The following is a 19,137-nucleotide window of genomic DNA, read 5'->3' on the forward strand; positions in this document are numbered from 1 at the left end:
CGTCAGCGCGCGGCCGACCAGTCGCGCAACGCCGGCACGAGTTCGCCGAGCGCCTGGCTCCAGTCCTTCGGCGTGCGCTGCCGGAACAGGCGCGTGTGCGGATACCACGGGCTGTCGCTGCGTTCCGCGAGCCAGCGCCAGTCGCACGGCATCGGCAGCAGCACCCACGAGGGCTTGCCGAGCGCACCGGCCAGATGTGCAATCGACGTATCGACGGACACGACGAGATCCAGTGTCTCGATCAGCGCGGCGGTGTCGGCAAATTCGCGCAGCCCCGTGTCGACCTGACGCAGCGGCAACGTCGCGAGAATCGCCTCGTCGTCGACGGGCACCTGCTTTTGCAGGCTGATCCATTCGATGTCGAGATCGAACAGCGGCGCGAGCGCGGCGAGTGCGATCGACCGGTTGCGGTCGTTGACGTGCTTCGGATTACCGGCCCATGACAACCCGACGCGAGGCCGACGCGCTTCTCCCAGCGTGTCGCGCCACTGCGCGACGCGTTGCGGATCGGCCGACAGATACGGCGCCGTCGCCGGCACGGTGTCGACTTCGGTGCGCAACGCGAGCGGCAGGCTCATCAGCGGGCAGTGCAGATCGAACGGCGGCAGCGTCTCGCCCTTCGTAACCAGTTGATCGACACCCGGCAGTGTCTGCATCAGCGTCGTGAGACCCGGCTGCACTTCGAGCACGACACGCGCGCCGAGTTGCTTCACGAGCGCAGCATAGCGGCTGAACTGCAGCGTGTCGCCGAAACCCTGCTCCGCATGCAGCAGCACGGTGCGCCCCGTGACCGGTTCGTCGCCGAGCCAAAGCGGCTGCGGGAATGGGCGCTGATTCGCGAACACCTTATGGTCGCGCCAACGCCATTCGTACTTGCGCCAGCCTTCCGGAAAGCGGCCAAGCGCCAGCAGCAGGAAGCCCAGCGCGCAATGCGGGTCGACGTATTCCGGATCGACGTCGATCGCGCGCTCGTAGGCCGCGATCGAATCGACCGGACGGTTCATCTCCTGCAGCAGGTTGCCGCGGTTGAACCATGCCATCGCATAACGCGGATCGGCTGCGAGAATCGCGTCGCTCTCGCTCAGCGCCTCGTCGAAACGATTCAGATCCTGCAGCACATTCGAGCGATTCAGATGCGCCTGCGGAAAATCCGGCTGCAGCGCGAGTGCGGCTTCGTAGGCATCGAGCGCATCGTTGTGACGCTGCAGGTGGCGCAGCAGACTACCGCGGTTGCACAGCACATCGGCGGCATGTGGTTCAAGTTCGATCGCGCGATCGTAGCTCGCGAGCGCTTCCGGACGGCGCTCGAGATGCGCGAGCGCGTTCGCGCGCGTCGCATGCGCCTTCGCATGACCCGGTTCGAGCGAGATTGCACGGTCGCAGCGCGCGATCGCTTCGTCCATCCGTTCGAGCCGCTCCAGCGCGACCGCGCTGTTATAGATCGCCTCGACGAAATCGGGCTGACTCGCGATCGCTTCGTTGAAACTCGCGAGCGCTTCCTGGAAGCGTTCGAGATCGACCAGCGTGATGCCGCGCAGCGACAACACCGGCGCATGGCCGGATGCAAGTTTGAGCGCGCGATCGTAGCTCGCGAGCGCTTCGTCGGAGCGTGTGAGTTCGCGCAGTGCGTTGCCACGGTTCACATACGATTCGAACGACCGCGGATCGATGGTCAGTGCGCGGTCGTAGCTCTCGATCGCTTCCTGGAAGCGTCCGAGACCGCGCAATGCCGCGCCGCGATTACAAAGCGCATCGAGCAGCGTCGGTGCGACGGCGAGCGCGCGGTCGAATGTCTTGACCGCGTCTTCGTGGCGCTCGAGTTCGACGAGCGTGTTGCCGCGGCGAATCAATGCATGCAGATGAACCGGGTCGAGCGCGAGCGCCGCATCGAACTGCACGAGCGCCGCTTCGCGCTGCCCTGCAGCCGCGAGCACGGAGCCGAGGTTCGCGAGCGGCATCGGCATCGGCTCGATTGCGATCGAGCGGCGCATCAGCGCTTCGGCTTCGCGCACGCGGCCGGTCTGGAATTCGAGCACACCGTACAGGTGCAGCGTTTCCGCGTTATCGGGTGCGGTGGCGAGAATCACGTCGTAAAGCTTGCGGGCGTCGTCGAGGCGGCCCTGATCGTGCAGCGCCTTCGCCCGTGCGATGGCCTGCGCGGCGGAAGCCTGCGGCGCGGCGGCGCGCCACCCGGCCCGTTCGTCTACTGTGCTCATGGTCGTGCAGCCTCGTTGCGGATGGCGATTCGGCCGAGCTTAGAGACGCGACTTAACCGGCACGTGACCGATGTTGCGAACAATCCGGGGGTTGTCCAGCTTCTATTCACCGAGCATCACGGTGCGCGTATAACCACCCGTCCTGCCAAGCGTGATCGAGAAGCGCAGCCCGCGCGGCTGCGGCACTTCGCGCGTGGCAAGCGTGCTGACCGCGTACTGCTTGAGGAATTGCGCGTATGCGGCGTCGATCGCTTCCTGGCTGGACGTCCAGCCGCCTGGCGGCAGGAATACGGCGAGCTTCATCTCGCGTACGTCGTCGCTTGCGGTGACGCTCGCGAAGTCGTCCATGTGATGCAACGCGTCCGCGAGTTGCGACAGCGTTTCGAGCGGCTGCGACGCACTGCGTTGAAGCTGATGCCCGAGCAACCGGTAACGCACGATCTGCACGCGGCTCGCACCGTTGCCCGCACCGAGCCGGCGCACCAGCACGAGTTCATTGGGACGGATACGCAGCGGCGCGCCGCCGGTTTCGTTCGGCGGCACGAGATTCAGCATGTCGTACTGGAGCTGCGAGAAGTAGCGCCCGAGTACGCGCATCTGCGTGACGCTGGAAACGATATCGTCGCGTCCGCGGATCGTCGCGTCGAGACCGCGCCACGACAACACGGCGAGCATCGCTAGCAGCGCGATCGCCACGAGCATCTCGATCAGCGTGAAGCCCGCTTGTTGTTTGCGCCCTCGGCACCGGCTAGCGCTGTCTTTCATCCTGCACCTCGGTCGTCACGGCGGCGAGCACATTCGTGCTGCCGACCGAGCCGTACACGCGAATCGTCACTTCGCGCAGCAGCGGACTGCGCGACGCCCGCGCGGTCTGCCGGCACACAAAGCGATAGGTTCCTTGCGGACACGAGAACGTCTGCTGCCCGATGTCGGGCCACGTGCGCGCGATGCGCACATCGGCCAGCGCGTTGTCCGCGCTCCACAGCGCAAGCGAGCGTGCCCGTGCGGTCTCGGTGTCCGTTGCCATCGCGCCGACCGCACGCAGCGCAGCGCCCATCGCAATCGCGACGATCGCGAGCGCGATCAGCACTTCGATCAGCGTGAAGCCACGCGACGATACGGTGGGCAAGCGGCGCGAACGAATGGAACCGACGGCAGGGAGAATCATCGCTCGCTATCTATCCGGCATACAGATCGAGAAGGAAGGCATAGCGCACGCAAGCGTGCGTGCCTGTCCGGAGCAGCGACACGAGCGTAGCCAGCACACGTGGCACAACCATGTCGAAATCTACGCACGACAGACCACCCACGATGAAAGTGCACTGTACTCACAATCGTTCATCGCTTCGTCTCGGACGCACCTTACTCTCCGGTGCGATATCCGGTACCCGGCGGCAGACCGGCGCGTGCGTCGCATCGCCGTCCGCCACGCAAAATGGGCAACGAGGGGCACGACCCCGACCGCGCCGGCACCCGTCCAACCGCTCGCACCACACGCCATGAAAGAAAATCCGGTGCTAGTAAGTGCATTTCATCCGCTCGAAGCGCGGATGGCGACCGTCGCGGAGTATCTGGCCGAATTTCCCGACGACAAGCCCCTGCCGCACGCGCCACCGCGCTGCCCGCTGTGCGGCGACGAACTGCACGTCGTGCAGTTGCGCGATCGCGCGCATACGCGCCACTTCGCGCATATCGCGCACGAACGGCCCGCGTGTCCGCTCGTCAACGACGCGCTGCCCAACCCGCTGCTCGTCAACGCGCATGCGCCCGATCCGGACCACGAACGCGTGCGCCGCGACGAATTCGCGCGTCACTGGCGTCAGCATCTGCACGCGATCCGTCAACAGGTGCCTGGCTTCACCGCCGTGCGTCTGACGCGTGTGATCGAGCACGCCGACGTTCTGCACGTGTGGGCGTGGCCGACGCTCGTCCAGGCGGACCTGCCGTACATTTTTCTGGTGCTCGCGGAGTTCGTCGCGACGACGCCGGGCGTGCCGCAATCGGCGTGGCTGCGTTTCTGGTTCGATGCGTCGGTGCAGTGTGTCGGCGATCTGCGCGCCGGGCGCGCGGCAGTCCCCCGACTGTTCCGGCTGCGTTACCGGCCGCCGCGCGTGTCGATGTTTCCTGGGCCGCAGCATCTGCTCGCGTGCGACGAAGTGTCGATGAACGCCGATTTCCTGTCCCACGGCATCGCACGTCTCACGCGCGCGGAGGTGATGCTCGTCGAAAGTTTTCTGGGGCAGCCGGTGCCGGTGATCGATGCGGCGTCCCAGCCGCTTATGCGCTAGCGTGGTTGCCGCGTGCAGGGGCGCCGGCGATCAGCTGCTGCGCGATCTCCCACGCGAGCATCGCCGAATCCGGCTTGCCCGAAATCTGCGCGGTCACCGTCGCGCCGTCGATCAGGATCAGGAACTGCACGGCGAGACGCGCGGCGACATCAGCGGCAAACAGCTCCTCCAGCAGCGTACCGAGCAATTCGGTGACGTGACGCTTCTGCGCCGCGGACGCGCGATGGATCGCATCGGCGCGATCCGGAAACTCGGATGCGGCGTTGATGAACATGCAGCCGTAAAACGTCTTCTCGCTGAACCATGCTTCGTGCCACTCAAACACCGCCTTCAGGCGATCGAACGGCTGCATGTAGCGATCGACGAACGCACGCAGCGATTCGGCGGCGCTCGCCTCGCGCTGCCTGAGCACTTCGAGCACGAGTTCGGACTTCGATGGAAAGTGGTTGTAGAGCGTCATCTTCGCGACGCCCGACTCCGTGATGATGCGGTCGACGCCGACTGCGTGATAACCCTCTTGCGAGAACAGCTCAGTGGCCTTGTCGATCAGCGCCTGGCGCTTTCCGGTACCTTGAGTGGTACCCAGACCGGCACCGTTTTTCTGCGTCAATGGCATTGTTCTTTGAAACCAGGCTGCGATGCGCCCGGCTGGTATCGATTTCAGAATGTCGCGACAATTGACCGCCGCTCAACCGCGACTGCACACATGCGTCCGGCCGCTTGCGCGGCCGGTTCCACATCATTTGCCGTTTGTCGATGCAACGACAGCGGGCCAGCTGCTCTTTGCCACCTGCATCGCCACATCGGTCGGAAGAGCGGAATGCACAGGCAGATCCGTCCGCGCGATGCTCGTGTTCATTTCGATGTCTTTCAACCTGCCGATCAGCTCGGCCCATTGCTCGATCGATATGAGGCATGCAACCGGCCTCTGATGACGCATCACGATCAACGGCCGTTCGCCGACGTCGCGCAATGCCTTCGACGGATTCTTGCTTAGATCGCGTGTGGTAATAGCCACAACCCCTGGTGTCGACCAGTCGTCCATTTCAACCTCTTTTTCAGGCGAAGATAGCCGGCGGAACAGGCCGTCGGTCTCGGTACGTGCTTCCCGTGCGTCTCTTGTGATTCGCGCACGTTGCAACGGAAACAGGTGGTAAGGCGTAGTAAAGAAAAGAAATGCGTCGACGCATTCTATACAGAAGGGTCTTGTTATGCGATGGGCAAAAGCAGGGTTTTCATTGAAATATTTTTGACAGGACGTATTAATATCGTTACCAATGCGAATGTGAAGAGCTCGCATGAAAAAAGCCGCTCTCGATGTCGCGCGACGCGACGTTAAAGCGGCTTTTTTATGGCTTCGACGAAGCCACACTAAATGGGATAAGGCGACGTTCAACTGATTCGCATATAACCACCGCTACGCCGCTTCACGAAATGCAAAAACCCGCTGCTGTCCCTATAGACAGCAGCGGGTTGAACGCGAAGTAGTGGTACGCGTCTTTTCGAACAGCGTGATAAATGCCTAGCGTTGCCGGTCCTTCGTCAGCACGACGGTTTCGAACAGTTCGTACGTCGACGTCGGTGTCTGGTCCGCGCCGGGCGCGTGATAGTAATTCATCGTGATCGTCGTTTTGCCCCCGGGGCTACCGGGGTCGTGATCGAATACCGCGATGCCGTAACCCGTGCCAGTGTCGCGTCGCGCAGACCAGATCGCATCTTCGAGCGCGTCGGCCGGATTGCGGACGAACGTGTTCGCGCTCGTGCCGGGCACCGGGCGGTTCGGTTTCGTGAATATCTTTGCCTGCGTGACGCCGGTGGCCGTATCGTTGCCGTACACGTCGAGCGGCGCGCTGGTGCCGCCGCCGCCGAGTATCAAATGGATCGTGCCGCGGCTCGTGTCGAACGTCGCATCGGGCGGATCGCTCGCCATCACCGGACGCGGCTGCAGCGTATCGACAACCTCGCCCGTCGTCGCATCGACGCCCGCGTGATGATTGCAACCACGCACCGGGTAGCTGCGCTCGTAATCGTGATCGTGGCCGCACAGCACGAGGTCGACGCCGTATCGATCGAACAGCGGCAGCCACGCTTCGCGGATGCCCTTGTCCGATCCATTGCCGGTCTTCGACGAACTGAGCGCGTCCTGATGCATCTGCACGACGATCCAGTCGATGTCGTCGTGGTGCGATGCTCGGCGCAATGTCTCCTCGAGCCAGCGTGTCTGTTCGCCGTGGCTATAGCCGCGCACATAGAACGACGTGCCGGGTTCGATCGACGGCTGACCCGTACTCGCGGCAGGCACGAGCGGCGCCGGCCCCGCGACGAACGCCGCCGCGTCCTGATAGACCACGTCGTCCGCATCGAGCGAGATGAACAGCACCGAACTCACGCGGAAGCTGTACCAGCGGCCCGGAAAGTGCGTGCCGTTCTCGGGCAGCATATAGCGCGTGAGATACGAATCGAGCCCCTGCGGTCCGTTGTGAAACTCGATCTCGTGATTGCCAGGGCACGGCATCCACGGACGGTTCGCCGCCGACGTCTGGTTGTTGTTGCCGAAGTCGCGCCACACGTCCGGCTGATGCGTCGGGTTCAGGTTCGCGTAGCACAGGTCGCCGTTCAGCAGATGGAACAGCGGTTCGAAGCGCTCGACAGCCTGCACCGCGAAACGGCTCTGCGGATACGACAGCACCCATGCGGTGTTCGGCGTCGCGAGATCGCCGTAGCTGGTCCAGCGAAACGGCGCACGGCCACGCGGCGCAGTTTCGAAGCTCGCCGAAAAGGGACTTGCGGCGTTGCTGTCGTTGTCCGCGGTGACTTCATATTCGTAGCGTGTCGCGGGCTTCAGGTCATGCACGCGCGCATGGCACACGAACACGACTTCGCCGTTCAGGCCGTCGGTGTAGGTGCGCTGCACGCCGTGCACGGTGCGGTGCTGCTCGCCCGGTCCCGAGAGGCGGACCCGCGGATTCGCCGACTGCGCGAGCGTGGCCCAGGAGATCACGACCTCGCGTGTCGGGTCGTTGCCCCACGTCAGGTGGATCTGTTCGGGTGTGCCATCAGCGGTGGCCGCGGCGGTGGACGTTGCTGCGCGGCTCGCCGAAGCGAGCGCGCCAGTGGCGGTGGCGAAACCGGATGCGCCGGCGAGCTTGAGGAAACCGCGGCGCGAGACGGCGGCGGCCAGATCGGCAGCGCGCGCGTCGGAGTCTTTGTCGTTCGACATGGTGAGCGTTCTCGTCGTGGGGTGGCGAAAGGAAGCGCACGCATGAGCGGCTGCGTTGGCGCAAACCGCGCTGCGAACGGCGCGGCACGTCCATTATTCGAGCTTGTGTGACGTCGCGATGTCAGCGGGCGTGTAGCCGCATGTCGAGACCGGCATGCAGCGACGGGGAATCAGCGCGATGGCGCCGTGCCCGTCTGTTCGAGCGCATCGAGAAAGCTCGAACACCACCAGTGCACGTCCTGTTCGCGGATGCGCTTCATCAGCCGCTCGTGCCGGTTGATGCGTTCGTCCTGCGGCATCGTCAGCGCACGTTGAATGGCCTGCGCGGTGCCCTGCGCATCGTACGGATTCACCAGCAGCGCGTCCTTCAACTGCTCGGCGGCGCCAGCAAAACGCGACAGCACGAGCATGCCCGGATCGGCCGGATCCTGCGCGGCGATGAATTCCTTTGCCACGAGGTTCATGCCGTCGCGCAACGGCGTCACGAGCGCGACGCGGCTCGCGCGATACAGCCCGGGCAGACGCTTGCGCGCGACGTTGCGATGGATGTAGCGCACCGGCATCCAGTCGAGTTCGCCGTAGTCGCCGTTGATCTCGCCGCACAGGCTGTCCATCTGCCGGCGCAGGTCGTCGTAGGCGCCGACGTCCTCCCGGCTCGGCGACGCGATCTGGATCAGCGTCGCGCTGTTGTGATTCTCGGGGTACTGCGCGAGCAGTTCGCGAAACGCGTGCACGCGCTGCGGCAAGCCCTTCGAATAATCGAGCCGGTCGACGCCGATCAGCAACCGGCGCCGCGAATACTCCTCGCGCATTCGCGCAAACATCTCGCGCCCATCCTTGCCCTGCGCGAGCCCGACGAATTCGTCGACGTCGATACCGATCGGATAGGCCCCAACCCGCAGCGTGCGTTCGAATGCACGCAAACGGCCCTGCTCCAGCCGGCTCGCATGCGCTTCGGATTCGACGTAGTGCGCGAAATGCGTCACGTCGGCTTCGCTCTGAAAGCCGACAAGGTCATACGCGAACAGCGAACGCATCAGCCATTCGTGTTCGGGGATCGCCGCCATGATCAGCGGCGGCGGCATTGGAATATGCAGGAAGAAACCGATGCGGTTCGTGCAGCCCATCGCGCGCAGTTCGGCGGCGAGCGGGATCAGATGGTAGTCGTGGACCCAGATCAGGTCGTCGGGCCGCAGGAGCGGCATCAGCTTGCGCGCGAACAGCTGGTTGACGCGGCGATAGCCCGCCGCGAACCGTACGTCGAAGTTGGCGAGATCGAGCCGGTAGTGAAACACCGGCCACAGTACGTCGTTCGCGTAACCGAGGTAGTACGTGTCGTAGTCGCGTTGATCGAGATCGAGTGTGGCGAGCGTGACGCTACCCATCGTCTGCACGCGCACATCGGATTGTCCGGCAGCGCCTTCCGTCTCGCCGTGGATTTTTCCGCTCCAGCCGAACCACAGTCCGCCTGTCTGCTGCAGGCTTTCCCGGACTGCCACCGCCAGGCCGCCCGCCGCAGTCTTGCGGGGATCGGCCGTGCGGTTCGACACGACAACCAGACGGCTCATCGGCTCGATCGCCTCAGGACTAGCTGTTCACCACGTCCTTGAATGCCTTGCCCGGCGTGAACTTCACCGTCTTTGCCGCAGCGATGGCGATCGCTGCGCCGGTAGCCGGATTGCGCCCGGTGCGTGCGGCACGCGCGCCCTGGGTGAAAGAGCCGAAGCCGACGAGCTGTACGCCGTCGCCCGACGCGACTGCCTGCGTAATTGCGTCGATCACGGCCTCGATGGCCTCGCCTGTCGCAGCCTTGCTGGCACCCGTGGATGCCGCAACGGCGTCGATCAATTCCTGCTTGTTCATGAAGTCTCCCAAAGAGTCGTGCAATTCGATCGCGATGCGATACCGGCCCCCTGCTCGCTCCGCGCAATGCCAACGTCGGCGGGCAATTGCGCGGATGCAGGAGCCGCCCGCACATACCGTAACCCATGCGGGGCGCCTTGCACAAGTCGCGTCGAGCCTGCTACGCGGGCGTTCAGCACAATTGACCGGTCATTTGCACGCGATGCGGCCGTTTCTACCGCATCGTGTGTCGCGGTGGTGCAGCGGAAGAGGAAAACACGCGTATGAACCCGCCAGGCGGCCATCCGGCCTGCAGACGTCACGCGACGTTCGATACCGGTAATCGCCACGCCACGCACCCGCGCGTCGACGCGATCCGCAGTTTGCAAAACTTCAAAATGAGCCTGTCACGGCTGCATAGAATTGGCCGTTCGTCCGTACAGGAACCTGCCGCTGAACGGACGAACCGCTCCCTCGGTCTTCAGTCGCCTTGCGAGAACGTCGCCCGCACGAAGCGTTATCGCGTGCAGCCATGTCGCGAGGGAGTGTGTGTCGCCCTGTCCCGTCAATGCTTTCGACTGCCCAGCCGGCGTCGGTCCGCAACGCCCGCCGGCGAGCCCACAGGAACTCCGCTTCATGACCCGCTCCGTCCCGACGCTCGCGTCACCCCCTCGCTCCGCCCGCCCTGCTCACGGCGGCACGCCCACAGCCCCGACCGCCACCGCACACGACACGCCATCCGCGCCCGTCGCCCAGGATTCCCCCAGCGCGGACGCGGCGCTTCGACCCAGGCGTCCGCGCCGCGACCCGAACGGATTGGCCCGTCTTCACGCGGCCGCCGCCGCACGCGGCGGCGAATGCCTCGACGACTTCTGCGCGAAGCTGCAGGCGAAGTACCGCTTTCGCTGCGCACAGGGACACGAATGGCTCGGCTGGGGGCATCTGATCCTGGTCGGGAAGTGGTGCCGGCTGTGCGCGAACCAGCGCATGCGCCGCACGATCGAAGACATGCGGGAAGTCGCCCGTCAGCGCGGCGGACTCTGCCTGAGCACCGAATATCGCGACTGCGAATCGAAACTCACGTGGCAATGCGCGATCGGTCACGTCTGGGAAGCCGCCCCGCGCAACGTGCATAGCCGCCGCACATGGTGTCCGCATTGCGCCCGGCTCAACAAGGGCAAGCAGCCGGCCACGCAACCCGCGGTGGCACCGCGCGTGGTCGAACCCGCAGTCGAACCGGCTACGGAGTCGGCGTCCAAAGCCAGGCTCGAATCCGCTTCGACCTGAGCGGCACCTCTCCCGAACCCGATCGCATGCGTCACTTCGCATGCGACGCCGCTCCCGTCGCACGCATCGGCGGCATGGTCGTCCGTCGATGCGACGGGAATGATCCTTGCGCGTGGGTCGCGCGTCGGCTATAACTCCCGGGAATCTTGGGGATCCTGGGGATCGCACCCAACCCGGTTCATGCGCGGCAGGTGTCCTCCTGCCATCGCGACGCAGTTGTTCGCCGTATCGGAAGAAAGCGCAACGCAGCAATGCGCCACAACGCAGTCAAACGCAACCGACTCTAGCGAGGACAACGTGGATCTCGAAACCGTACATACATTCCTGATGACCCGGGGCATCGACATCGGGACCAAAGTGGTCGCGGCAATCGTTCTGTGGATCGTCGGCCGCTGGGTGATCGGTCTCGTGATCGGTCTGCTGGGCAAGATGCTCGCGCGTAACGGGCGTGTCGATCCGACGCTTGCGCACTACCTCGGCTCGATTCTCGGGGTGCTGCTGAACCTGCTGCTGGTCCTCGCGATCCTGCAGGTGTTCGGCGTGCAGACGACGTCGTTCGCCGCGTTGCTCGCCGGCCTCGGCCTCGCGATCGGTACTGCGTGGGGCGGGTTGCTCGCGCATTTCGCGGCGGGGATCTTCATGCAGGTGCTGCGACCATTCAAGGTCGGCGACTTCGTCATGGCCGGCGGCGTGACGGGCACGGTGCACGAGCTCGGGCTGTTCGGCACGACGATCATCACGCCGGACAACGTGACCACGATCGTCGGCAACAACAAGATCTTCTCGGACACGATCTCGAACTACAGCGCGCTGCCGATACGGCGCGTCGAGCTGACCGCGAAGATCGCGAACGGCGTCGATCCGCTCGATGCTGCGACGCGTCTGCGCGCCGCAATCGCGAAGATTCCGAATGTCGCGACCGATCCGGCGCCCGACGTCGAGGTGCTGTCGTTCACGCCCGAAGGTCCGCTGCTGTGCGTGCGGCCCTACACGCATACCGATCACTACTGGCAGGTCTATTTCGACACGAACCGCGCGATCGTCGAGACGTTCCGCGAGGCCCGCTATCCGACGCCGGAAACGCCACTCGTGCGCCGCAACGCGAGCTGAATGCGGTCGCGGCTTCTGTAAAAAAAAGGCGTCGCGAACATTCATTCGCGACGCCTTTTTGTCTGGTGCCTGGACTTGCCGTGTCTGGCGCCCGCTAGCGCGAACCACCGCCCGCTGCCGGCTGCTTGCGCAGCACCTTCCACAACGCGCCCAGCACGACCGGCACGACGGCCGCGCCGATCCCCACGAGCACGATGATGTTCAGATACTGGCGAATGAACGGAATGTTGCCGAAGAAGTAGCCGAGCAGCACGAGCAGCAGCACCCAGAACAGCGCGCCCGCGATGTTGAATAGCTGGAAGCGGCGCACCGTCATCTGCGACGCGCCCGCGACGAACGGCGCGAACGTCCGCACGACCGGAATGAAGCGCGCGAGCACGATGGTCTTGCCGCCATGCTTCTCGTAGAAGTTGTGCGTCTTCTGCAGCGCGGCGCGGTCGAGGAAGCGCTCCAGCACCGGAATGTGCGAATCGAACACCTTCGAACCGATCGACCGGCCGATCATGTAGTTGACAGTATTACCCGCCCCCGCAGCCACGACGAGCAGCACGATCAGCAGACCGAGGTTCATCTCGCCGGTCGCGCAGAACGCCCCGCCGATGAACAGCAGCGAATCTCCCGGCAGAAAAGGCAGCACGACGAGACCGGTCTCGCAGAACACGATCAGAAACAGCACCGCGTACACCCACGCGCCGTACTGGTGGATGAAGATCCCGAGAAACTTGTCGATGTGCAGGACAAGGTTCGCAAACTGCAGCAACGTATCCAAGAAGCAACCTCTACGAAAGGAGGAGATGACCGGCTCGCCGCTCATTGCGCAAGACCGGTGGGCTGAATGCGCTCGCGCGAAAGCACGAGCCAGAAAATCGACCGCGCCATCATACCGAAAGTGCCCGGCCGCGATAAAAAAATACCCTCGGCACGCCGCGCGTTGCCCGCAACGGGCGTTTCGCACGCCCACGGACGACGGGCGCGAATCGCTATAATCCGTCCATGTCCGAATTTTCCGAAACCGCCGCCGGCTCCACGAGCGCGACCGGTACCGCAGCCGATGCCGATGCCGCTACGCAGCCGCGACGCATGCCCCACGCCGCGCGCGCGATCCAACCGCTGCCCGACCAGCTGATCAGCCAGATCGCCGCGGGCGAAGTCGTCGAGCGTCCGGCGTCGGTCGTCAAGGAACTGCTCGAGAACGCGCTCGACGCCGGCGCGACGACGCTGCGCATCCTGCTTGACGAGGGCGGCGTCAAACGCATTTCGATCACCGACGACGGCTACGGCATCCCCGAAGGCGAACTACCGCTCGCGCTGATGCGTCACGCGACCAGCAAGATCCGCTCGCTCGCCGAACTCGAATCGGTCGCGACGCTCGGGTTCCGTGGCGAAGCGCTTGCGTCGATCGCGTCGGTCGCGGAGATGGCCATCACGAGCCGCAGCGGCGACGCGTCGCACGCGGTACGCATCGACGCTCAGACCGGCGTGCTCGCACCCGCCGCCGGCACGCAGGGCACGACGATCGAAGTGCGCGAGCTGTACTTCAATACGCCTGCGCGGCGCAAATTCCTGAAAAGCGAACAGACCGAACTCGGCCACTGTCTCGAGATGATCCGCCGCGCTGCGCTCGCGCGGCCCGACGTCGCGATCTCGGTGCTGCACAACGGCCGCGCGGTCGAACACTGGAACGCAACCGACCCGGCAACGCGCGTCGCGAAGATCCTCGGCGACACGTTCGCCACTGCACATCTGCCGCTCGACGAATCGGCCGGCCCGCTCGCCGTCTACGGCTGCGCGGGGCTGCCGACCGCGAGCCGCGGCCGCGCGGATCAGCAGTATTTCTTCGTCAACGGCCGCTTCGTGCGCGACAAGCTGCTCGCGCACGCGGTGCGCGCCGCGTACGAAGACGTGCTGCACGGCGACCGCTACCCGTCGTATGTGCTGTTCCTCGACTTGCCGCCCGAAGCGGTCGACGTCAACGTGCATCCGTCGAAGATCGAGGTACGTTTCCGCGATTCGCGCTCGATCCACCAGTTCGTGTTTCATGCGGTGCAGCGCTCGCTCGCGCGGCACGCGGGCGCGTCGCCGGAAACCACGGCGGGCGGTCATGCCGCGCATCTTGCGCCGATCGGTGTGGATGGCGCGCAGGCGCCGGGGGCGGATGGTTTTTCGCGTGCGAGTGTCGGTGGCCTCGGTGGACCCGGCGGCTTCGGCACAGGTGGTGGCGCGCAGGCACAGCCGGGCAACACATGGCTGCGGCAAGCGCGCATGACTCAAGGCACACTGCCCGTCGCGCAACCGCTCGCGCTCTACGATGCGCTGTTCGGCCGCCGCGATACCAACACCGGCACGCCGCAAGGCATGACCACGACCGACGCGCGCGACAGCAACGATGCATCTACGTTGTTCGCCCCGCCCGCACCCCAGTCATTCTCCGACGACGAACAGCCGCTCGGTTTCGCGCTCGGCCAGATTCACGGCATCTACGTGCTCGCACAGAATGCGCGCGGGCTCGTGATCGTCGACATGCACGCCGCGCACGAACGCATCCTCTACGAGCAGTTCAAGAACGCACTCGCGGACCGCACGATCGCCGTGCAGCCGCTGCTGATCCCGCTGTCGATGCCGGCCGACGCGGTCGAAATCGGCGTCGTCGAAGAAGAGCGCGACACGCTCGATGCGCTCGGTTTCGATCTCGCGGTGCTGTCGCCGACCACACTCGCGATCCGCGCGGTGCCCGCGCTGCTGAAGGACGCCGACCTGCAGGCGCTCGCGCGTGCGGTGCTCGCCGATCTGCATGCATATGGCGGCTCGCGCGTGCTGACCGAACGGCAGCACGAACTGCTCGGCACGCTCGCATGCCATCACGCGGTACGCGCGAACCGGCGTCTCACGCTCGACGAGATGAACGCGCTGCTACGCCAGATGGAAGCGACCGAACGCGCGGATCAATGCAATCACGGCCGGCCGACGTGGTACCAGCTGACGCTGACCGATCTGGACCGCCTGTTCATGCGCGGACAATGAGTACGCGGCGGTTCTGGACGATCAGGTCATGACGGCGCTTACTGCTGCCCGCAAGCCGGTGGCCTGCCTGCTCGGACCCACCGCATCCGGCAAGACTGCCGCCGCGCTCGCGTTCGCCGCGCAACGTCCGGTCGAGATCGTCAGTGTGGATTCGGCGCTCGTCTACCGCGGCATGGACATCGGCACCGCAAAGCCCGACGCCGACGAACGTGCGCGCGTGCCGCATCACCTGATCGATATCGTCGATCCCGCCGACGCCTACTCCGCCGCCGACTTCCGCGCCGACGCGCTGCGTCTCGTCGGCGAGATCGACGCGCGTGGTCATGTGCCGCTGCTGGTCGGCGGCACGATGCTCTACTACCGCGCGCTCACACAAGGGTTGAACGACCTGCCAGCCGCCGCGCCCGACATCCGCGCGGCACTCGATGCCGATGCTGCCCGCGACGGCTGGCCCGCGCTGCACGCACGGCTCGCGGATGTCGACCCGGTCACGGCCGCGCGGCTCGCCCCGAACGATTCGCAGCGCATCCAGCGCGCGCTCGAGGTCTTCATGCTGACTGGCCAGCCGATGTCGGCGCTGCTCTCCGTTCCGTCGCGTTCGGACGAGGCCGCGTGCTTCCGGTTCGTCCCGGTCGCGCTGGAGCCGTCGGATCGCAGCGTGCTGCACGAGCGCATCGCGCGACGCTTCGACGCGATGCTCGCGAGCGGCTTTATCGATGAAGTGAAACGCCTGCGTGCGCGCGACGATCTGCATCCGGGGCTACCGTCGATGCGCTGCGTCGGGTATCGACAGGCGTGGGAGTATCTGGACGGCGCGATCGACTACGACACGATGCGCGACAAGGGCGTGTTCGCGACGCGCCAGCTCTGCAAACGCCAGCTGACGTGGTTGAGGTCGATGCCGGAACGGATCGTCGTGGATTGCTGCGCGGCCGATGCGACCGACCACGCGCTCGCCGCACTCGATGCGGCGTTGCGGGTGTGACTATCGGAAGGAAAGATGCGACGAGGCTGGAGTCAGCCTCGTTGAAATAAAGCGATGAAGCGGGCCAGCACAGGCCCGCTCAGAACAAACCTCAAACCACCACCGTCTGCGCTTCGCCTTCGCGGCTCTCACGCACGGTGCCGATCTTCCAGACCTGTTCGCCGGCGGCGGACAGCAGACCGATCGCCTGATCGGCATCCGCGGCGGACACGATGACCGCCATCCCGATCCCGCAGTTGAACACGCGATGCATCTCCGCATCCGCGACGCCGCCGTGCTGCTGCAGCCACGAGAACAGCGGCGGCAGCGGCCATCCGCGGTGATCGAGTTCGGCGGTGAGACCTTCGCGCAGCACGCGCGGAATGTTTTCGACGAGCCCGCCGCCGGTGATGTGCGCCATCCCCTTCACGGCGATCTGCTCCATCAGCGCGAGCAGCGGCTTCACGTAGATCCGCGTCGGCGCCATCAGCGCGTCGGCGAGCGAACGGCCGTCGAAGTCCGCGTCCAGATCCGGCTGCACGCGCTCGATGATCTTGCGCACCAGCGAGAAACCGTTCGAATGGATGCCGCTCGACGCGAGGCCTAGCACCACGTCGCCCGGGGCGATCGTGCTGCCGTCGATGATCTTGCTTTTTTCGACCGCGCCGACCGCGAAGCCCGCGAGATCGTACTCGCCGTCGGGGTACATGCCGGGCATTTCCGCGGTTTCGCCGCCGATCAGCGCGCAGCCCGCGTATTCGCAGCCCTGCGCGATGCCCTTCACGACCGTCGCCGCAGTGCCGACTTCGAGCTTGCCGCACGCGAAGTAGTCGAGGAAAAACAGCGGCTCGGCGCCCTGCACGAGGATGTCGTTGACGCTCATCGCGACGAGATCCTGGCCGACCGTGTCATGCCGGTTCAGCTGGAACGCGAGCCTCAGCTTGGTGCCGACGCCGTCGGTGCCCGACACGAGGACCGGCTCGCGGTACTTCTTCGGCACCTCGAACAGCGCCCCGAAACCGCCGATGCCGCCCAGCACGCCGTCGCGCATCGTCTTTTTGGCAAAGGGCTTGATGGCGTCGACGAGGGCGTCGCCCGCATCGATGTCCACGCCGGCGTCGCGATACGACAAACCTTGGGCGTCAGGGGCGGTTTTCGGTTGATTCATGGGGAAGCGCGAGAAGGTCGGTAAAATGCGATTTTACCCGATGCAGGCAGGCCGGTCGGAATTTGCCGCTGCCGCCGTGAACGGCCTGTCACCCGGGCCGCAGCCGCCGTCCCGCCGATCCACCGTTCCGCTCACCAGGAAACACGCCTTGCAGCAAAACGCTCCGATTCTGACTCCGTACCAGCGCCGCGCCTTCATCTGGCTCGCCATCGCGCTCGGCACCGGCATCCTGCTGTGGCTGCTGAGCCCCGTGCTCACGCCGTTCCTGCTCGGCGCGATCCTCGCGTACATCCTGCAACCGGGCGTCGCGTGGCTGGTACGGCGGCGGGTGCCGCGCGGCCTCGCCGCGCTGCTGATGATGCTGCTGTTCGCCGTGCTCGTATCGCTGCTCGTGCTGCTGATACTCGCGGTGATCCAGAAGGAAGGCCCGCAGTTGCGCCAGCAGGTGCCAGGGTTCTTCGCGCACGTGCACGACTGGGTACAGCCGAAGCTGGCGGTGCTCGGTCTCGCCGATTCGCTCGATTTCGCGAGTCTGCGCGACATGGTGATGGGCCAGCTCGAAGGCAGCGCGAAAACCGTCGCGATGTACGCGTGGACGTCGATCCGCACGAGCGGCAACGTGATGATCACGCTGATCGGCAACGTGGTGATGGTGCCGCTCGTGCTGTTCTATCTGCTGTACGACTGGAACGACATGCTCGCGCGCACGCAGAGTTTCATTCCGCGCCGCTGGCTCGACAAGACGCTGCAGATGGCACACGACATGGACCAGATGCTGTCGCAGTACCTGCGCGGCCAGCTGCTCGTGATGGCCGTGCTGGCCGCGTTCTATGCGATCGCGTTGTCGATCGCCGGTTTCGAGATCGCGCTGCCGGTCGGCATCTTCACCGGGCTCGCGGTGTTCATTCCGTACATCGGCTATGCGACCGGCCTCGTGCTCGCGCTGCTCGCCGCGCTGCTGCAGTTCGGCAACTGGTACGGCTTTGGCGCAGTCGCGGTGATCTATGGCGTCGGGCAGATTCTCGAGGGCTTCTTCCTCACGCCGCGGCTCGTCGGCGAGCGCATCGGGCTGCATCCGCTCGCGGTGATCTTCGCGTTGCTCGCGTTCGGCCAGCTGTTCGGCTTTTTTGGCGTGCTGCTCGCGCTGCCGGTCAGCGCGATGCTGACGGTCGCGCTGCGCGAACTGCGGCAGAGCTACCTCACGAGCACGCTCTACAAAAACTAATCGATCCCAGGTTTCACAGCCTTCATTTTCGCGCCACACCTATCGTGCTCCGACAGCTGACGCTCGATCTCGGCACCCCGCCGCCATCGACATTCGACAACTTCTTCGCCGCGGCGAACGCCGAGCTCGTGACGCGGCTGCGCGAGCTCGACGGCGCGCTCGCGGCGGGCCCTGTCGCGGATCGCACGTTCTACATCTGGGGCGAAGCGGGCAGCGGCCGCACGCATCTGCTGCAGGCGTTTGTCCATGAAGCGGCGCCGGGGAATGCGCGATTCGCCGGTCCGCAAAGCAGCCTCGACGCATTCGCGTTCGATCCGCAGGTCGCGCTGTACGCAGTGGACGATTGCGACGGCCTGTCGGCCGCGCAGCAGATCGCGCTGTTCAACCTGTTCAACGAAGTGCGCGCGCATCCGACGAGCGCGCTCGTCGCGGCCGGCAACGCAGCGCCGATCGGCCTCGCAGTGCGCGAGGACCTGCGGACGCGGCTCGGCTGGGGGCTCGTGTTCCATCTCGCGCCGCTGCCCGACGACGGCAAGGCGGCCGTGCTTAAATACGCGGCGCACGAGCGCGGCATCGCGCTCGCCGATGACGTGCCCGCCTACCTGCTCACGCATTTTCGCCGCGACATGCCGAGCCTGATGGCGTTGCTGGACGCGCTCGACCGCTTCTCGCTCGAACAGAAGCGCGCGGTCACGCTGCCGTTGCTGCGCGCGATGCTGGCCGCGCCCGCCGACCCCGAAGACCCGCGTACGGGCGCATTGCCCGCTGCCGGAACCCGCTTCAAGTAAAATGTGCC

Annotated in this window: 17 protein-coding genes; 7 read left to right on the forward strand and 10 right to left on the reverse strand. The window is 65.3% G+C overall.

Going from position 1 to position 19,137, the window contains the following annotated elements; genetic code table 11:
* Nucleotides 1-2 precede the first annotated feature (2 nt).
* The 3 genes from ACREXZ_RS15965 to gspI all read right to left on the reverse strand — a co-directional run bounded on the left by ACREXZ_RS15965 (nt 3) and on the right by gspI (nt 3,384).
* Entirely contained in the window at nt 3-2,216 is a 2,214-nt protein-coding gene (locus tag ACREXZ_RS15965) for a tetratricopeptide repeat protein (protein ID WP_431765068.1), read from the reverse strand.
* Between the two features lie 102 nt (nt 2,217-2,318).
* Nucleotides 2,319-2,981, reverse strand: coding sequence for a PulJ/GspJ family protein (locus ACREXZ_RS15970; protein ID WP_431765069.1), 663 nt, complete (start codon nt 2,979-2,981; stop codon nt 2,319-2,321).
* Complete coding sequence (gspI, locus tag ACREXZ_RS15975) at nt 2,965-3,384, reverse strand: type II secretion system minor pseudopilin GspI (protein ID WP_431765070.1); 420 nt, start codon at nt 3,382-3,384, stop codon at nt 2,965-2,967. Before gspI ends, ACREXZ_RS15970 begins: the two co-directional genes overlap by 17 nt.
* A gap of 331 nt (nt 3,385-3,715) precedes the next feature.
* On the opposite strand from gspI, the gene ACREXZ_RS15980 reads away from it, so the two are divergent.
* Entirely contained in the window at nt 3,716-4,504 is a 789-nt protein-coding gene (locus ACREXZ_RS15980) for a hypothetical protein (protein ID WP_431765071.1), read from the forward strand.
* Here ACREXZ_RS15980 and ACREXZ_RS15985 read toward each other — a convergent pair.
* From ACREXZ_RS15985 to ACREXZ_RS16005, 5 genes are all read right to left on the reverse strand, one after another.
* Complete coding sequence (locus tag ACREXZ_RS15985; protein WP_431765072.1) at nt 4,494-5,114, reverse strand: TetR/AcrR family transcriptional regulator; 621 nt, start codon at nt 5,112-5,114, stop codon at nt 4,494-4,496. The two genes, ACREXZ_RS15980 and ACREXZ_RS15985, sit on opposite strands and share 11 nt — an antisense overlap.
* A gap of 129 nt (nt 5,115-5,243) precedes the next feature.
* Entirely contained in the window at nt 5,244-5,804 is a 561-nt protein-coding gene (locus ACREXZ_RS15990) for a type II toxin-antitoxin system Phd/YefM family antitoxin (protein WP_431765073.1), read from the reverse strand.
* A gap of 222 nt (nt 5,805-6,026) precedes the next feature.
* On the reverse strand, nt 6,027-7,724 hold the full coding sequence (locus ACREXZ_RS15995; RefSeq protein ID WP_431765074.1) for a purple acid phosphatase family protein: 1,698 nt from the start codon (nt 7,722-7,724) through the stop codon (nt 6,027-6,029).
* A gap of 170 nt (nt 7,725-7,894) precedes the next feature.
* Nucleotides 7,895-9,292 (reverse strand): alpha,alpha-trehalose-phosphate synthase (UDP-forming), encoded by a 1,398-nt coding sequence (otsA, locus tag ACREXZ_RS16000; RefSeq protein WP_431765075.1) that lies wholly within the window; start codon nt 9,290-9,292, stop codon nt 7,895-7,897.
* A gap of 19 nt (nt 9,293-9,311) precedes the next feature.
* Entirely contained in the window at nt 9,312-9,587 is a 276-nt protein-coding gene (locus ACREXZ_RS16005) for an HU family DNA-binding protein (RefSeq protein ID WP_431765076.1), read from the reverse strand.
* 615 nt (nt 9,588-10,202) lie between these two features.
* Here ACREXZ_RS16005 and ACREXZ_RS16010 point away from each other — a divergent pair.
* Together ACREXZ_RS16010 and ACREXZ_RS16015 are read left to right on the forward strand one after the other, a co-directional pair.
* On the forward strand, nt 10,203-10,853 hold the full coding sequence (locus ACREXZ_RS16010; protein ID WP_431765077.1) for a hypothetical protein: 651 nt from the start codon (nt 10,203-10,205) through the stop codon (nt 10,851-10,853).
* A gap of 297 nt (nt 10,854-11,150) precedes the next feature.
* Complete coding sequence (locus tag ACREXZ_RS16015) at nt 11,151-11,963, forward strand: mechanosensitive ion channel family protein (protein ID WP_431765078.1); 813 nt, start codon at nt 11,151-11,153, stop codon at nt 11,961-11,963.
* 94 nt (nt 11,964-12,057) lie between these two features.
* Here the strand turns inward: ACREXZ_RS16015 and ACREXZ_RS16020 are convergent, their stop codons facing one another.
* The gene (locus ACREXZ_RS16020) at nt 12,058-12,732 is read right to left on the reverse strand and encodes a DedA family protein (protein ID WP_431765079.1); all 675 of its coding nucleotides are present in this window, start codon (nt 12,730-12,732) and stop codon (nt 12,058-12,060) included.
* Nucleotides 12,733-12,956: 224 nt separating this feature from the next.
* On the opposite strand from ACREXZ_RS16020, the gene mutL reads away from it, so the two are divergent.
* Together mutL and miaA are read left to right on the forward strand one after the other, a co-directional pair.
* Nucleotides 12,957-14,984 (forward strand): DNA mismatch repair endonuclease MutL, encoded by a 2,028-nt coding sequence (gene mutL, locus ACREXZ_RS16025; protein ID WP_431765080.1) that lies wholly within the window; start codon nt 12,957-12,959, stop codon nt 14,982-14,984.
* Between the two features lie 28 nt (nt 14,985-15,012).
* Nucleotides 15,013-15,969 (forward strand): tRNA (adenosine(37)-N6)-dimethylallyltransferase MiaA, encoded by a 957-nt coding sequence (miaA, locus tag ACREXZ_RS16030; RefSeq protein WP_431765081.1) that lies wholly within the window; start codon nt 15,013-15,015, stop codon nt 15,967-15,969.
* A gap of 91 nt (nt 15,970-16,060) precedes the next feature.
* On the opposite strand, the gene purM is transcribed toward miaA, so the two are convergent.
* Nucleotides 16,061-17,116, reverse strand: a complete 1,056-nt coding sequence (purM, locus tag ACREXZ_RS16035) for a phosphoribosylformylglycinamidine cyclo-ligase (RefSeq protein ID WP_431765082.1) — start codon at nt 17,114-17,116, stop codon at nt 16,061-16,063.
* Nucleotides 17,117-17,264: 148 nt separating this feature from the next.
* Between purM and ACREXZ_RS16040 the strand changes: the two genes are divergently transcribed.
* A complete protein-coding gene (locus tag ACREXZ_RS16040; RefSeq protein ID WP_431765083.1) occupies nt 17,265-18,341 on the forward strand; it encodes an AI-2E family transporter in 1,077 nt (358 codons plus the stop codon).
* A gap of 44 nt (nt 18,342-18,385) precedes the next feature.
* Nucleotides 18,386-19,129, forward strand: a complete 744-nt coding sequence (gene hda, locus ACREXZ_RS16045; RefSeq protein WP_431765084.1) for a DnaA regulatory inactivator Hda — start codon at nt 18,386-18,388, stop codon at nt 19,127-19,129.
* Nucleotides 19,130-19,137: the final 8 nt, after the last annotated feature.

It is taken from the genome of Paraburkholderia sp., assembly GCF_050742655.1.
GTDB lineage: Bacteria > Pseudomonadota > Gammaproteobacteria > Burkholderiales > Burkholderiaceae > Paraburkholderia.

Excerpts from the sequence above, each read along its gene's own strand:
- ACREXZ_RS15965 (WP_431765068.1), bottom strand. The coding sequence starts at position 2,216 with ATGAGCACAGTAGACGAACGGGCCGGGTGGCGCGCCGCCGCGCCGCAG.
- ACREXZ_RS15970 (WP_431765069.1), bottom strand. The coding sequence starts at position 2,981 with ATGAAAGACAGCGCTAGCCGGTGCCGAGGGCGCAAACAACAAGCGGGC.
- gspI (WP_431765070.1), bottom strand. The coding sequence starts at position 3,384 with ATGATTCTCCCTGCCGTCGGTTCCATTCGTTCGCGCCGCTTGCCCACC.
- ACREXZ_RS15980 (WP_431765071.1), top strand. The coding sequence starts at position 3,716 with ATGAAAGAAAATCCGGTGCTAGTAAGTGCATTTCATCCGCTCGAAGCG.
- ACREXZ_RS15990 (WP_431765073.1), bottom strand. The coding sequence starts at position 5,804 with ATGCGAGCTCTTCACATTCGCATTGGTAACGATATTAATACGTCCTGT.
- ACREXZ_RS15995 (WP_431765074.1), bottom strand. The coding sequence starts at position 7,724 with ATGTCGAACGACAAAGACTCCGACGCGCGCGCTGCCGATCTGGCCGCC.
- otsA (WP_431765075.1), bottom strand. The coding sequence starts at position 9,292 with ATGAGCCGTCTGGTTGTCGTGTCGAACCGCACGGCCGATCCCCGCAAG.
- ACREXZ_RS16005 (WP_431765076.1), bottom strand. The coding sequence starts at position 9,587 with ATGAACAAGCAGGAATTGATCGACGCCGTTGCGGCATCCACGGGTGCC.
- ACREXZ_RS16010 (WP_431765077.1), top strand. The coding sequence starts at position 10,203 with ATGACCCGCTCCGTCCCGACGCTCGCGTCACCCCCTCGCTCCGCCCGC.
- mutL (WP_431765080.1), top strand. The coding sequence starts at position 12,957 with ATGTCCGAATTTTCCGAAACCGCCGCCGGCTCCACGAGCGCGACCGGT.
- miaA (WP_431765081.1), top strand. The coding sequence starts at position 15,013 with ATGACGGCGCTTACTGCTGCCCGCAAGCCGGTGGCCTGCCTGCTCGGA.
- purM (WP_431765082.1), bottom strand. The coding sequence starts at position 17,116 with ATGAATCAACCGAAAACCGCCCCTGACGCCCAAGGTTTGTCGTATCGC.